The organism is Paenibacillus sp. ALJ109b, from assembly GCF_010747435.1.
In the GTDB taxonomy this organism is placed as follows: domain Bacteria; phylum Bacillota; class Bacilli; order Paenibacillales; family Paenibacillaceae; genus Paenibacillus; species Paenibacillus taichungensis.
Genome location: NZ_JAAIFP010000004.1, coordinates 85,092 through 98,749 on the forward strand (window position 1 = coordinate 85,092; position 13,658 = coordinate 98,749).

16 protein-coding genes and 1 pseudogene are annotated in these 13,658 nt (G+C 40.0%); 11 read left to right on the forward strand and 6 right to left on the reverse strand.

Annotation, left to right across the window (positions count from 1 at the left end; all coding sequences use genetic code 11):
- Positions 1-645 precede the first annotated feature (645 nt).
- The 7 genes from G3352_RS03425 (at position 646) to G3352_RS03455 (ending at position 7,196) form a co-directional block, all read left to right on the forward strand.
- Positions 646-1,122 (forward strand): heme-degrading domain-containing protein, encoded by a 477-nt coding sequence (locus G3352_RS03425; protein ID WP_163753810.1) that lies wholly within the window; start codon positions 646-648, stop codon positions 1,120-1,122.
- A 124-nt stretch (positions 1,123-1,246) separates the two neighbouring features.
- Positions 1,247-2,089, forward strand: coding sequence for an aldo/keto reductase (locus G3352_RS03430; protein WP_163753811.1), 843 nt, complete (start codon positions 1,247-1,249; stop codon positions 2,087-2,089).
- 119 nt (positions 2,090-2,208) lie between these two features.
- On the forward strand, positions 2,209-3,003 hold the full coding sequence (locus G3352_RS03435) for an SDR family NAD(P)-dependent oxidoreductase (RefSeq protein WP_163753813.1): 795 nt from the start codon (positions 2,209-2,211) through the stop codon (positions 3,001-3,003).
- A gap of 743 nt (positions 3,004-3,746) precedes the next feature.
- Entirely contained in the window at positions 3,747-4,757 is a 1,011-nt protein-coding gene (locus G3352_RS03440) for an aldo/keto reductase (RefSeq protein ID WP_163753815.1), read from the forward strand.
- Between the two features lie 27 nt (positions 4,758-4,784).
- Positions 4,785-5,201: an SRPBCC family protein gene (locus G3352_RS03445; protein WP_163753816.1), complete on the forward strand. Its 417-nt coding sequence runs from the start codon at positions 4,785-4,787 to the stop codon at positions 5,199-5,201.
- Between the two features lie 537 nt (positions 5,202-5,738).
- The gene (locus G3352_RS03450) at positions 5,739-6,056 is read left to right on the forward strand and encodes an ArsR/SmtB family transcription factor (RefSeq protein WP_163753818.1); all 318 of its coding nucleotides are present in this window, start codon (positions 5,739-5,741) and stop codon (positions 6,054-6,056) included.
- Positions 6,057-6,869: 813 nt separating this feature from the next.
- On the forward strand, positions 6,870-7,196 hold the full coding sequence (locus tag G3352_RS03455; RefSeq protein WP_163753820.1) for a hypothetical protein: 327 nt from the start codon (positions 6,870-6,872) through the stop codon (positions 7,194-7,196).
- 129 nt (positions 7,197-7,325) lie between these two features.
- Here G3352_RS03455 and G3352_RS03460 read toward each other — a convergent pair whose 3' ends face one another.
- From G3352_RS03460 to G3352_RS03480, 5 genes are read right to left on the reverse strand one after another with little or no spacing between them, the layout of a single operon-like run.
- Positions 7,326-7,622, reverse strand: coding sequence for a spore coat protein (locus G3352_RS03460; RefSeq protein ID WP_163753822.1), 297 nt, complete (start codon positions 7,620-7,622; stop codon positions 7,326-7,328).
- A gap of 11 nt (positions 7,623-7,633) precedes the next feature.
- Positions 7,634-7,834 carry a hypothetical protein gene (locus G3352_RS03465; protein ID WP_163753824.1) on the reverse strand — a complete coding sequence of 67 codons (201 nt, stop codon included), beginning with the start codon at positions 7,832-7,834 and terminating at the stop codon, positions 7,634-7,636.
- A 31-nt stretch (positions 7,835-7,865) separates the two neighbouring features.
- Positions 7,866-9,002, reverse strand: a complete 1,137-nt coding sequence (locus tag G3352_RS03470) for a zinc-dependent alcohol dehydrogenase (protein ID WP_163753826.1) — start codon at positions 9,000-9,002, stop codon at positions 7,866-7,868.
- Positions 8,999-9,385, reverse strand: a complete 387-nt coding sequence (locus G3352_RS03475) for a spore coat protein (protein ID WP_163753828.1) — start codon at positions 9,383-9,385, stop codon at positions 8,999-9,001. Before G3352_RS03475 ends, G3352_RS03470 begins: the two co-directional genes overlap by 4 nt.
- Positions 9,386-9,396: 11 nt before the next feature.
- On the reverse strand, positions 9,397-9,639 hold the full coding sequence (locus G3352_RS03480) for a spore gernimation protein GerQ (protein WP_163753830.1): 243 nt from the start codon (positions 9,637-9,639) through the stop codon (positions 9,397-9,399).
- A gap of 189 nt (positions 9,640-9,828) precedes the next feature.
- Between G3352_RS03480 and G3352_RS03485 the strand changes: the two genes are divergently transcribed.
- Together G3352_RS03485 and G3352_RS03490 are read left to right on the forward strand one after the other, a co-directional pair.
- Positions 9,829-10,110 carry a hypothetical protein gene (locus G3352_RS03485; RefSeq protein WP_163753832.1) on the forward strand — a complete coding sequence of 94 codons (282 nt, stop codon included), beginning with the start codon at positions 9,829-9,831 and terminating at the stop codon, positions 10,108-10,110.
- 329 nt (positions 10,111-10,439) lie between these two features.
- Positions 10,440-11,552 (forward strand): L-dopachrome tautomerase-related protein, encoded by a 1,113-nt coding sequence (locus G3352_RS03490; protein WP_205524686.1) that lies wholly within the window; start codon positions 10,440-10,442, stop codon positions 11,550-11,552.
- Positions 11,553-11,703: 151 nt separating this feature from the next.
- Here G3352_RS03490 and G3352_RS03495 read toward each other — a convergent pair.
- Positions 11,704-12,234 (reverse strand): annotated as a pseudogene (locus tag G3352_RS03495) (MFS transporter); the annotation flags it as partial.
- Positions 12,235-12,722: 488 nt separating this feature from the next.
- Here G3352_RS03495 and G3352_RS03500 point away from each other — a divergent pair.
- On the forward strand, positions 12,723-13,043 hold the full coding sequence (locus G3352_RS03500) for a PadR family transcriptional regulator (protein WP_163753834.1): 321 nt from the start codon (positions 12,723-12,725) through the stop codon (positions 13,041-13,043).
- Between the two features lie 71 nt (positions 13,044-13,114).
- Positions 13,115-13,456 carry a DUF1048 domain-containing protein gene (locus G3352_RS03505; RefSeq protein ID WP_163753835.1) on the forward strand — a complete coding sequence of 114 codons (342 nt, stop codon included), beginning with the start codon at positions 13,115-13,117 and terminating at the stop codon, positions 13,454-13,456.
- Positions 13,457-13,658: the final 202 nt, after the last annotated feature.

The following is a 13,658-nucleotide window of genomic DNA, read 5'->3' on the forward strand; positions in this document are numbered from 1 at the left end:
CGACTAGCTCCTCTACGTTCATTGATGCGTCTGAATAGGATTCAGTTCATTGGTCTATTCTTGATATCGATTGCACGCTGCTTCAATAAGATTTTTGAGAGTTACATTTGCCTACTTCTTTCGTTATATGCTGTCACAAGACTGATCTGATCCATTACAAAGGAGTTCAGTATCAATTGAATACCTTTATTTGCGGAGACCGCTTCTGAAAAAGGCCAACAGACACTTTTAAGTACCTATAGCACTAAAAAGTACGTACTTTTAATATGTATTGTCATGTAACATAATATTTCTTGCCGGCAAGGTTAGACAAAATTCGAATAGTAACATCATTAGCGCTAATGGTTTGGTTATATTTAAATCCATGAAATTTTCTCTCTAAATTTAGATGTTCATGGTTTGCTTACAACAAAAGGTTTTGAAATATTACTTGAAGCTCGTAATGCTTTCACCTTATTTACATGGTCATTAGCCTCTAAAATCGCTAGGGATATCATTCCGAATCTATCTGTTTTAAAACTAAAATATTATACAATTTTGAAAATTCACTCTAAGTAAGCTTATGAATTGCAGCTTTTAAAAACTTAGCGACTTGTAAGATTTTGATGATTAAAACAATATGCATAATCCATGAGGAGAAACTTTATGAGCACCACATATTTTGAACGAAAAATGGAAAGTATTAAAAAAGATGAGATAATGCTGCAATTCACTTCTTTTTCTAACGAAGATGCCCTTCTTTTAGGTTTATCGATTGTTGAATTGGCCAAACAAGCACGAAAACAAATTGCCGTAAATATAACAAAAAATGATGTTCAATTGTTCCACTATATGATGACGGGAACAACTCAGGAAAATAATGAGTGGATCCAACGGAAAAAGCGGATAGTTTCAATGTTCGCTCATAGCTCTTATTATATGCAAATGCAATGCGAAATGAGTGGAATGTCATTTCATGAAGTACATCTTCTGGATGTTAATAAATATGCAGCGTATGGCGGAGCATTTCCTATTATGCTGAAAGACACTGGGATAATTGGGGTCGTTACGGTATCCGGATTAACCCCTGAAGAAGATCATGAATTGGTTACAAAAGCAATTCGTTTATTTTTAGATAAATAAAGTTCTTGTGGGATCCCTATAAGATAGAGCTAATCAATTTTGTTCAAAGATATGTAATCCAAAGCAGATGGATAGCTTTTTTCAAACAAATTAATTCATGTAGATAATATAGGAGGAATTTTCAGTGATAAATAATTTACAAGATACAATTACTCTACACAATGGTGTAAAAATGCCAGGATTCGGTCTAGGAGTATTTAAAGTAGAAGAAGGTCCAGAGCTGGTAAATGCCGTTAAAGTAGCCATCAAACATGGTTATCGTAGTATCGATACAGCAGCGATTTATGGAAATGAAGAAGGTGTAGGTCAAGGCATCCGAGAAGGACTACAAGAAACTGGTATCTCAAGAGAAGAGATATTTGTCACTTCAAAAGTATGGAATGCAGACTTAGGATATGAATTGACCATCGCAGCTTATGAAACAAGTCTAAAGAAACTGGGATTAGAGTATTTAGATCTTTATCTTATTCACTGGCCAGTTGAAGGGAAATACAACGAAGCGTGGCGTGCATTAGAAACCCTTTATAAAGAAGGGCGGGTAAAAGCTATCGGTGTAAGCAATTTCCAAGTTAACCATCTCGAAAACTTGATGAAAGATGCAGAAATTAAACCCGTGATCAATCAGGTGGAATGTCATCCACGTTTAACACAAAAAGAGCTTCAAGCCTTTTGTGAAAAACATGGTATTCAACTAGAAGCTTGGTCGCCATTAATGCAAGGTGAACTATTGAACAATGATGTTTTAACAAAAATCGCGGTTAAATATAATAAATCTGTAGCCCAAGTGATTTTACGCTGGGATGTACAGAATGGCATTATTACCATTCCAAAATCAATCAAAGAGCATCGTATTGTAGAAAATGCTGCTATTTTTGACTTCGAACTAACAAATGAAGATATGAAACTCATCGATGAATTGAATCAAAATCACCGTGTGGGTCCAGATCCTGACAATTTTGATTTTTAATTAGTAGTAAAGAGCTAGACACATTTAGTTTGTCTGTCTAGCTCTTTTTTTATTAATAAATACCTATTACTCTTTTTTCACCCTTTGCAGTGTCAACTCAATATATGGAGGAATGTAAAATGAAATTGAATTTACAAGGGAAAATCGCACTTGTTACAGGATCAACTGCAGGTATTGGCAAGGCTATTGCCTTCTCATTAGCCGCTGAGGGTGCTACGATTCTTATTAATGGACGACGGGAAGAAAAGGTGCTTGAAACCATCAATGAAATTCAGAAACAATACCAACAAGCCACTCTAAAGCCAGCTGTTTATGATTTAGGAACGGAACAAGGCTGTCAACAGATATTCAATGAATATCCAGAAGTAGATATCTTGATCAATAATTTGGGCATATTCGAACCCGTTGATTATTTTGACATACCAGATGATGATTGGTTTCGTTTTTTTGAAGTGAACATGATGAGCGGTGTCCGGCTAACTCGCTCATACCTTAAGAAAATGATTCACAAAAAAGAAGGCAGAGTTGTCTTTATTGCAAGTGAGGCAGCTATTATGCCATCCCAGGAAATGCCTCATTACAGTGCAACAAAAACCATGCAATTGTCTCTTTCCCGTAGCTTAGCAGAGTTATGTAAAGGTACAAATGTCACTGTAAATACAGTAATGCCAGGCTCAACTCTAACCGAAGGTGTAGAGACAATGTTAAATAGTCTTTATCCGAATGAAAACTTAACAATGGATAAGGCCGAAAAGCGTTTCATGAAAGAGAACCGCCCTACTTCTATAATAGAACGATTCATTCGTCCAGAAGAAGTTGCACATTTTGTTACGTTCTTAAGTAGTCCACTTTCCTCAGCTATTAATGGCTCTGCGTTGAGAATAGACGGTGGATTAGTACGTAGTGTGTTCTAAAAATAAAGTCTACAAGTAAAAATATGGACTTATTCGTATTCGTTATTTATCCATCTTTGAGACGGTATATTAGCATAGCAGGAACGATTAGCCTGTCTAATTCGATATGATCCTATTAAACTTATTCATCAAATGAGTGCGTTCGCTAGGCGTACAGGCTCTCATCTGCCGCGCCGAACTGGAATCCCCAGAAGAGATCGACGCCATGTTTGATACATTAGCAATGGTCAAGTCATCGATGCCGACGGTTGCCTGATGCTTCTCGCTTACGGGTCGTACGGCGGGTAAACCGTAGAAGTTCCTGAAAACTATCCTTAACTTGTTCTATCCGAATACCAAACTAAACATGAAAGACACGCTGTAAATGAATATAATGTCGAGACAATCTGTTTTTAAACGTTTCAAGCTTAGTTCGATAGAGCGTAGGGGGGCGTTCGCGCTGTAGTCTTAGGTTGACTAGTGATCCTAATCGCGATGCTCGGAGTTTGGAATTTCATTTGGGTACAACTAATGCTCTTAAGCAGATACTGAAAAAAGGTTACTTATTTCAGCGGAATCTGAGCAACAGGGGGTCCTATATTACTTTTTAGTTCCTATATTACTTTAAAGTGCGTACTATTTTTTTCTGTTTAGATGTTTCATAATCAATTTTGTCAGACGACGAAATGACATTTGTTAATTTTGTATGTCAGTGTTTTCTGACATAAAGAATTTAAATATAATTTTAGGAGGGTTTATTATATATGAAAAATATACTGCAAGGGAAACTAGGTTTTGGTTCTGCACCGCTAGGAAATATGTACCGCGATATCCCGGAGGAAGAAGCTATTACAACGGTAGACGCGGCTTGGGAGAGTGGCATTCGTTACTTTGACACAGCTCCACTTTATGGATCTGGCTTGGCGGAGATGCGTCTTGGTGAAGCGTTGTCGAAAAGAAATAGAGATGAGTATATCCTAAGTACAAAAGTAGGTCGAATTATTTCGGATGAATTGGAAGATCCATCTACACGCAATCTTGGTGAAAAAGGCGGTCTTTTCGAATTTGGTCGTAAGAATAAAATTATTAATGACTATAGCGCAGATGCAACTCTTCGCTCCATAGAGGATAGTTTGAAACGTCTAAAAACAGATCGTATCGATTTTGTATATATTCATGATGTAGCACAGGACTTTTATGGTGATACGTGGATCTCGCAATTCGAAGTTGCGCGAACAGGAGCGTTCCGAGCGCTTACGCGTTTGCGTGAAGAAGGTATCATTAAGGGTTGGGGGCTCGGAGTAAACCGAGTTGAACCCGTTGAACTCTTGTTGGAATTGGAAGAGGTAAAACCCGATGTAACTTTGTTGGCTGGACGTTATTCCTTGTTAGACCATGAGCGTGCACTGCAAAGACTTATGCCTGCAGCTGTAAAACATAATATGGACATTGTCGTTGGAGGTCCGTATAGCTCAGGTGTTCTTGCTGGAGGAACTCACTACGAATATCAAAAAGCTTCACCGGAAATCATGGCAAAAGTTGAGAAAATCAAAAGCATTGCAGACCGTCACCAAATCAGCATCAAAGCGGCTGCTTTACAATTTTCCCTAGCTAATTCGGCGGTTGCCGCCGTGATACCTGGTGCAAGTAAACCAGAGCGGATTGCAGAAGATAAAGCTGCTTTGAACACCGCAGTTCCAGTAGCGTTTTGGGAAGAAATACGCGAACAAAAACTAGTAGCGCCTAATGCACCACTGCCAATCAACACTAAATAAAAAAGGAATAAAGAGGGGGAAACCAAGATGGCACAAACGACTACGTCAATAAAAATTTCTGCTTCACCTGAAAAAGTATGGCAGTTACTAGGAGGCTTTGACTCTCTTCCAGACTGGTTGCCTTTTATCCCAAAAAGTGAAGCAAGTGAGGGCGGACGTGTACGGCGTCTGACTAACCTTGATGGTGATGCAATTGTAGAGCGCTTGGAAGTATTCAATGATAAGGAGTGTTACTACACCTATTCAATTATGAAAGCACCTTTTCCGGTTACTGATTATTTATCCACAATCCACGTTATGGAAGGTACTGATGGTGAATCATCGTTGGTAGAGTGGTCTGGCAGTTTCACGCCTGTAGGTGTTAGTGACGATGAGGCTATTGACCTGTTCCATGGCATCTATAAAGATGGTTTAGAGGCATTACATCAAGCATTTCTTGATTGAAGATTTATTAAATAAAAAAGGAGTGTATCAAAGTCCGAATTGGAACTTTGATACACTCCTTTTAGGTTTGTTACAAGACAAGAAATTACATACTTAGAAGTCGGATAGCCAAAAGCTTTTTTCGATATCAGAAAAAAACAAAAACTATTGATTAGGGATCGCCGAGGGAACCTATTGGTTTTCAAGTTGAAGTTGTTGCACTTGATTCAGGTAACTTAACTACTCGATCTGTCGCGGTTTACAAGACCGTAATATTGCCTGGCGAAACAGGGGTAATCCCCTGTTTTTCTCATGTGATGGCCTGATTGACGTAAAGAAAAGAAACCCATGTCTCAAAAAGACAGGGACTCTCGCCAATCTGAGGATAGGGGGTTCCCCTTCCTTTTTTTCTGTATGCTCAGGTGTTTTTTTGTCCTTTCATCCCCGATACATCGGTTGTTGTTTGAATATCAAAGAATGATGAACGAGTTAAAGAATATATCTTTAGAGGAAATGGAACGTGATCATAGTCGTTATCCCATAACTAATATGTGACCCATGACAATACCTAAACATCCACCAACTGAAAGTTTGCAGTTATCAAAGGTACTTCATGCACTAAGTGACCCAAATAGACTAAAGATTGTTAAAAGCATAGCTAGTAAAGGTGAAGAAGTGTGTACGTATTATTCTTACGAATTTAACATTTCAAAGTCTACTGTTTCACATCATATTAAAAAATTAAGGGAAGCGGGGATAATACGTGTTCGTGTAGATGGATCGCAACATTTTTATTCTATTAGAACGGATGATTTAAACAAAAAGTTTCCTGGATTATTGGATTTTATTTTCTCCGTCAATCCAGGAGGTTACTAAATTTTGAGACAAAGAATTGTATCAAATATGTCGATCAATACGTAAACAGACTATGTTTAGCAGCCGCCATGGCTAAAACAAATGAAAATTTCAAAGTGGGTAAAAAAAAATACGAAAGGCCAAAAGCGCGTGAACTATCGCTTTTGGCTTTTTTTAATTCATAACAATTACGAAGCTAACGGGCAGATTTACGTGACTTCCAAAAGTCAGAAAGGGGCAAAAATGTGAGGATGTATTCTAAAAGCAATAATAGAATATTTATTGGTATGATTTTTGTCCAAGGACAAGAACTTGGTTCCTTTGCCGAAAAGGACAAGAACATTGTATTATTGCGGATTAGATTGTTATCTAAATATTATCATGACAGAATTAATGTGGCGAGATAAAAGCACAAATCGCTCTCTAAAGGCAAAAACTCCATTCCATTGCTGAAAAGAGTGGGAACATGATATCAATGTCGAGTATACAACAATGAATTTGTTAGGGAAGATCAATCTGCATATTCCGAAAAACCTTTGAAATAGGCAGAAGGGGTACAATGCAGTTGGTATTCTACCGTGTGATCGGTCCCCCAGCAATAACTGCTCATTCTGATACATGTTAAATTTCTCTGCTAATCATCTTATGTCTATTTTTCTTAATCTCTTGTTTCTCCTGAAGTAACAGGTGATTGTTAAACTTAATTGATTTAGCAATATTATCGAAATCACCATAGATACTTTCTAAGTTCACACCTAGAAAAGGAAGTATCGACGAAAGAACTCATATCCCTTTTTAAAATAAACAGACAGAGAGATAAGTGGGATAGTTGGCTTGACGGTAAGCCAACATGGAGATTTATTAGGCGTACCCATAAAATACAAAAATCAAGTATATTGTGATAAAAATTATTGTTCATTGCCGATAGTCCCTGAAAGAGAATTTAATGCAGATGTTAATCCCAATCGAAGAGAGGTAATAGCACAAATTGACAGGAAATGGATGAATGGTACTGTGTTACATTATTTTTTCTTTGACAAAGAAACGGATGGTGAATATGTATTCATGACATCAGATGATGTACTTGACGGAAAACTTTTGCTTTTGAGAATCAAATGCCCCTCCACTTTATTTTGTGGAAGGGGCCAAATTCAAAATTAAGAGCGTCGTCTTTAACATGAACTAATTTGACTATACGGGATTTTTTCTTTTCTCTGAAGTCTCTGGATAAAATCAAAAAAGATCCTGAACCATTGTACTTAAAGCATATTGCTGGAACGGAAAACGGCTTCAGGACGGAAGGTTCATAGCGGTCTGAATGTTTTTCAGATCGAGCTGGATTTGCTCTGGAATATGGTAGGGATGGTATAAGCCACTCTGCATCATGTAAGTGGATATCTTTTCATAAGAGTCTATGGCCTCATCGAGCTGTTTCATCAAAATTTGCTTGATTTCTGGGGTGGCACATTCGGTCACGGCCATGGCGTAGTTTCTGACACCGCTCTTGGCGTTCATCAAAAAATCCATTGCGATGACGTCATCGGTCAGCGTATGAAGCCCTGTCATGTGTTCTAATATTGGGTTCATTTTTTTATCTCCTATAAAGTCGCTTTAGTCAGCACTTCACCGAGCTCCTGAAGCTGCTGTTGTGATAATGATGCATCTTGTTGCAAAATTTGCTTGAGCTCCGGGTTGGTAACTAGAGCTTGCATGGTCTTAGATTTAGTCATGCAAACCGTCTTGAACGCAGCTATTTCATGCACCTCGAGCATCTCATGCAAAGCGTAAGTGGAATTCATTCAGATTGTCCTCCCATGTATCTATTCATATTCAAGGCTTTAAGATGACTTTAATGCAATCGTCCGTTTTCGTATCGAACACTTCATAGCCCCGCTTGGCCTCGCTAAGCGGAATAACGTGCGTAACAATGTCGCCAGGGTCCACTTTGCCAGACGTAACCAACTCGTACATATATGGCATGTAGTGAATGACCGGAGCTTGTCCGGAACGGATATTCACGTTTCGCTGCATGATGTCACCGAGCGGGAATCCGTTATAGCGTCCGCCGTATACCCCAGTGACTTGAATGGTGCCGCCTTTGCGGACCGCCTGAGATGCAATGATAAATGCGCTCATGGTTCCGCCTTGCAGTTTCATACCACTGGCTAGAAATTCAAGATCGCTCATCTTGCCGTCCATTCCTACCGCATCAATCACGACATCGGCGCCACCTTTGGTCATTTCCTTGAGATTGTTTCCAATATTCTTATCCTGTTCGAAGTTCACGATTTCCACATTGTTCGTTCGCTTCGCATGCTTTAAGCGGTAATCGACATAGTCGACGGCTATGACCCGCTTAGCTCCTTTCAGCCAACAGAATTTCTGGGCCAGGAGTCCGACCGGACCGCAGCCGAGCACGATGACTGTATCTCCATTCTTTACGCCGGCGTTATCTACGCTCCAGAATGCTGTAGTCATGGCATCGGCAATCAAGCTTAGCTTTTCGTCCGGTTGTTCGCAGTTTTCAGGAATCTTAAAGTGGGTAAAATTGGCGAACGGGACCCGTAAATACTCGGCTTGCCCGCCAGGATATCCGCCCGTCGTTCCAGAGTAGCCGAAATATGCGCCCATATCCCCGTGTTCGTTTGAATTGTCACATTGGCTTTCCAGCTGATTTTTGCAAAAAAAGCATTCTCCGCATGCGATGTTGAACGGGATGATCACACGATCGCCTTTTTTTACCTTTGTCACGCCAGGACCTACTTCTTCTACGATCCCCATCGGCTCATGTCCGATGACATAGTTCTCCTGAAGGTTAGGGATCATCCCGTGAATAAGATGAAGGTCAGAACCGCAAATGGCGGTACTGGTGATCTTTACGATCATATCGTCCGGTTTCACAATCTTCGCATCAGGCACCTCTTTGACCACGACATTTTTAATCCCTTGATACGTTACCGCCTTCATGCTTTATGTCCTCCAATATGCTCATCTGGGGTCCGATCAAACATCCCTTTACGCGACGTATCATCCGGGAACAGATTCATCTGCCCGATCATCACCGTATTTTTCGCCGAAAGCTGGTCGAGTTGGTACTGTTCATTTAGCTCGTAAGGATGGAACCATTTTTTGCGAATCATGAGCTCCGAGATTTCTTGGTGCATTGCAATTCCCAGCTTAAGGTGATTGTGCAGCAGGGCTCTTACATCAGGTGAAGCCGTTTCCGTCAGGGCGATGGACAAATTACGCACACCCTCCTTGGCACGAATAAGAAAGTCCATGGCAAAAGTCATGTCAGCCATTTCCGGCATATTTAATGAATTAATCGGATCTAAATAATCGGTATTCATCTGAGTTCCCCTTAATGTGTTATAGGTGTCGGATTATTCGGAACGGGTGCTTGGAAAGGAGCCCTTGCATATATTGCTTGCAGCTCAGCGATCTGTTGTATGGATTGAGTTACGTCTTTCTGCATTAAGGCTTTTAGCTCTTGGTCAAAGACCAGGCCTTGCATAAGTTTCGACTTAGCGAGGCAGAGCGTTTTGAAGTTTAACGCTTCATGCAGTTCCATCGATTCGTGCGGCGCTAGCGTTGGATTAGCCATTCAGAGATGATCACCTCCTTTTTTCATCAACGTTAGATTTTCCAAAGCATTGGATCTTATACTAAAATGGAATGCCTGAGAAGTAAGATCCGAATATTCCCATGCAGTCGCATGGATATAAACAAAATCTCAACCCCATACTTATTTCTGTTTAAATGAATGATCTTACTCATGGAAGGAGGACTCACGGTGCCCAATAAAAACAAAATTGATCTAGCCACCGAAAATGCAAGAAAAGCGGCAGAAGGTGCACTTAACTCGAGTGGTAATACGCTGGAGCAGCATGCATCTAACGCGGTTTCTGAGGTGCAGACGGCTTTAAATCAGGCAATAAGCTCGATAAGTGAATCTAATGCGGCAACCAATTCACAAGCGTTGGAGACAGCCCGGCAGCAATTGACCCGAGCAGAGGAATTTTTAGATCAAGCGATAACTTCAGCCAATGCATTACGTCTGCCGGACCAACAATAAACAGTTTGTTTGGCAGAGATTGGCTTTCTTTTTCGTATAGAAGTGGAGTCAGGCTCCCTAATGTCGAGCTATGGTCGTCTGTCTATATTGAGTAGACGAGGCGGATGATATTTCCTGAATTTACGCCGATACTCTCCGCATGGGCAAACGAACTGCGTTGACGCTCGTAAGAATATATTTGCCATAGACACGCAGAGTGACCGTCAGAAGGCTTCGGCTTGTGCCGAAGCCTATTTTTTTTGAGATGTTCAGGTTAGAAAAAGAATGATTAAGAGCCAGGTATTAGAAAATGCCTTGAACATATTATAGGTAATATCTATTCAAAATAAATGTTTGGGGAGGATATCATAAAACCTATGTTGCCAATGGAAGAATATTTCGGTAAGTTAGAACTCGTTTATTCATTTTATGGGGCTATGCCTACAGGTGTTAGTTTGTCAGAAACCGGGCGTATCTTCATTTGCTTCCCGAAATGGGGAGATGACGTTAGATTTACGGTAGCGGAAATTGTTGAGGGGCGGTTGCAGCCTTATCCTAATTTAGAAACGAATTTGATAAACCCTTTGAATATCACTATGTCCTTCATCAGTGTCCAAAGTGTTGTTGCAGATGGAAGGGGAACCCTGTGGGTACTGGACACGGCTGCACCAAATTTTTCTGAGCCAATTAAAGGAGGGGCAAAATTAGTCGCGGTAGATTTAGAAACAAATACAATAAGAAAAGTATATACATTTACAGATGATGTAGTATTGCCGACAACGTATCTGAATGATGTCCGATTTGACTTTCGTGTAGGAAAAGCAGGTTACGCATATATAACGGATTCTTCTTCTAATGGTCCAGGTGCTATTATCGTCGTAAATTTAGAAAACGGAAATGCGTATAGACGGTTGCATGGAGCAAGCTCAACCTCACCCGATCCGTATTTTGTGCCGAAAGTGGAAGGTAAAATTTTGATGAATCGAAACGCGGACGGTTCGACATCTCCCTTTCGATTGGCCTCGGATGGTATAGCCATTTCCCCTGATGGAAAAATGTTATTCTATTGTCCATTAACCAGTCGCCAGCTATACTCGATCTCAACAGAATCGTTAAGAGACAGAACGATACCAGATTTTAAGTTAAGTGATCTTGTGCAGTATTGGGGAGAGAAGGGTGCATCTGATGGGATGATCACGGACGCAAAAGGTAACGTTTATGCTGGAGATTATGAAAACGATAGTATTCGAAAGATATTGCCGAATGGAATCATGGAAACCATCGCCCATGATCCCCGAATTTTATGGCCAGATACGTTTTCTATTGGTCCGGATCAATACTTATATGTAATTGTGAACCAATTACATAGACAGGCAAGATTTCATTATGGAAAAGACCTGCGACAAAAACCGTATAGTTTACTTCGTATAAAAATTGATGAATTACCCGCTCCTACCATTTGATAAATATCCGAGGAACGATAACTTATTAATAATGCATAACAGCCGATCATTCGATCGGCTGTTTGTTTGACAGCTCTCTTAATGAACAATCAGGACATGGCAACTGGACAGATGAATGATATCCGTTGTAATTCCCTCAGACATGGATCAGTTAATGTTTAGCCACGTCTACTAATCGGTTCCAAGCTGCTCCCCATCCAACAATAAATAGCACGATCGAAGCGCTAACCAAAATAAGGAGCGGTAGTGTCCAACTGTTTGCTGCATCATGCAGATATCCGATTAATGCCGGACCCATTGCTGCTAAAAGGTATCAATGGACTGCGCCATGCCTGACAACTCTGCAGCTTGATGAGCATCTTTGGTAAGTAATCCGAAAAACATTATCGACAAACCAAAAGCGAACCTCCTCCAATCCCTAGGGTGATGATCCACAAGAGGAAGATACTTGGACTTCCATAAAGCAACCCAAGTGTTCCAACCAAAATAAAACCGATGTGATGCCAATTAACGAACGTTGACTAGACATACGGCCAGTAAGAACAGGAACGATAAATGTAAAAGGAAGCAGCGCTAACTGCATAATCGATAGAAACCAGCCGGATTGACTGGAGTTCATGCCTTGTTCTTTTAGGATTTCAGGCAACCATGTAAGGAGCACATAAGAAATTGTTGATTGAATCCAAGAATGGCCGTTCCAAGATACAAATTAATTGCGCTAGATAATGAGCGTAGTACAATGCCAATCGTTAAAAATATAAGGGAAATCAAAATGATAATCTCCATCCCAAACTTACGACCTAACTTAGGTACAAGAGATGATAATTTGTTTATTTTCATCGATTTCCATATGTATTCGCCCTTCTTCACAGCACTTGTGGTTTTGTATACTGTCTTTCACATATCTTTTCAAAATTAGACGAATGAACAAGGGATGATTTATTTAAACCAAGGTAACTTTGTATTTGAATAGATGAATAGTGAGCGTTGCACAAAAAAATTTAAAGGTAGTTGACATCCGTTGCTACTCAGTGTTACGATGTACTGGTAATAAGTAATACTAAGTAGGGTTCGGTTTCCCAATTGAGTAATAATTTCCCCCGGAACTGTGTTATACCGAATATAAGTGAGACTGATTAGGGGAGGGACAAATTAGAGGAGGATCTGAACATGGAAAATTTAACTGAAATGCTGAAGGGGTCGCTAGAAGGCTGCGTACTGGAAATTATCAGCCGCCATGAAACCTATGGCTATGAGATTACCCGCCAATTGAACGAGCTTGGGTTTACCGAAGTAGTGGAAGGGACGGTCTACACCATTCTTGTGCGATTAGAAAAGAAAAAACTGGTGAACATTGAGAAGAAACCTTCAGATATGGGGCCGCCCCGCAAATTCTACTCGCTTAATGATGATGGTCGCCAAGAACTCGAACTATTTTGGGAAAAATGGGATTTTGTAACATCTAAAATCAACGTCTTGAAGTCAATCTAACATCATAAAATATTCCGCACCAACATTTTTGGAGTGTCTTGTTGGCTTTATAAAAAAGGAGGAGAAATAATATGATGGAATTATTCAAAAAAATGATTGGTGATAAAAAAGAGTACAAAATGATGATGGCACGTGTTGAAGTACTACCGGAGGATTACCAGTTCGTATATAAGAAAATTCAAAACTACATGTGGAATTTCGCGACGGGTAACGGGATGGATATGCTTCACATTCAGTATGAGTTAATCGAGTTGTTCGAAGCCGGTGCTGCGGAAGGCAGACAAGTGCTGGAAATAACCGGGGAAGATGTGGCGTCTTTCGCCGACGAACTAGTCGCAAACGCTAAAACCTATGTCGCCAAGTATCGGGAAGATTTGAATCAGAGTATCAAGAACCGATTGGAAAAAAAATAAATTCAATAGATTATTTTGACTGATTAGCTGGTTACAAATGTAAATTGACGCCTTCGCTATTCAGTTAAATTTTTACCCAGTACTAAGTGATACGTGTTATCAGTCAGACTTAATAGTGTAAGGAGTATTGTAGTCAATCTAGCTCAGCAAGGTACTGGACCATATTTCCGATTTTCTCAAGCACCCTTGCTGCGCATTTTAT

Bases quoted from the DNA above. Each gene is read 5' to 3' on its own strand.
- G3352_RS03445 (WP_163753816.1), top strand. From the start codon at position 4,785: ATGGCACAAACGACTACGTCAATAAAAATTTCTGCTTCACCTGAAAAA.
- G3352_RS03425 (WP_163753810.1), top strand. From the start codon at position 646: ATGAGCACCACATATTTTGAACGAAAAATGGAAAGTATTAAAAAAGAT.
- G3352_RS03505 (WP_163753835.1), top strand. From the start codon at position 13,115: ATGATGGAATTATTCAAAAAAATGATTGGTGATAAAAAAGAGTACAAA.
- G3352_RS03440 (WP_163753815.1), top strand. From the start codon at position 3,747: ATGAAAAATATACTGCAAGGGAAACTAGGTTTTGGTTCTGCACCGCTA.
- G3352_RS03470 (WP_163753826.1), bottom strand. From the start codon at position 9,002: ATGAAGGCGGTAACGTATCAAGGGATTAAAAATGTCGTGGTCAAAGAG.
- G3352_RS03465 (WP_163753824.1), bottom strand. From the start codon at position 7,834: ATGAATTCCACTTACGCTTTGCATGAGATGCTCGAGGTGCATGAAATA.
- G3352_RS03490 (WP_205524686.1), top strand. From the start codon at position 10,440: ATGTTTGGGGAGGATATCATAAAACCTATGTTGCCAATGGAAGAATAT.
- G3352_RS03435 (WP_163753813.1), top strand. From the start codon at position 2,209: ATGAAATTGAATTTACAAGGGAAAATCGCACTTGTTACAGGATCAACT.
- G3352_RS03450 (WP_163753818.1), top strand. From the start codon at position 5,739: ATGACAATACCTAAACATCCACCAACTGAAAGTTTGCAGTTATCAAAG.
- G3352_RS03460 (WP_163753822.1), bottom strand. From the start codon at position 7,622: ATGAACCCAATATTAGAACACATGACAGGGCTTCATACGCTGACCGAT.
- G3352_RS03500 (WP_163753834.1), top strand. From the start codon at position 12,723: ATGGAAAATTTAACTGAAATGCTGAAGGGGTCGCTAGAAGGCTGCGTA.
- G3352_RS03480 (WP_163753830.1), bottom strand. From the start codon at position 9,639: ATGGCTAATCCAACGCTAGCGCCGCACGAATCGATGGAACTGCATGAA.
- G3352_RS03475 (WP_163753828.1), bottom strand. From the start codon at position 9,385: ATGAATACCGATTATTTAGATCCGATTAATTCATTAAATATGCCGGAA.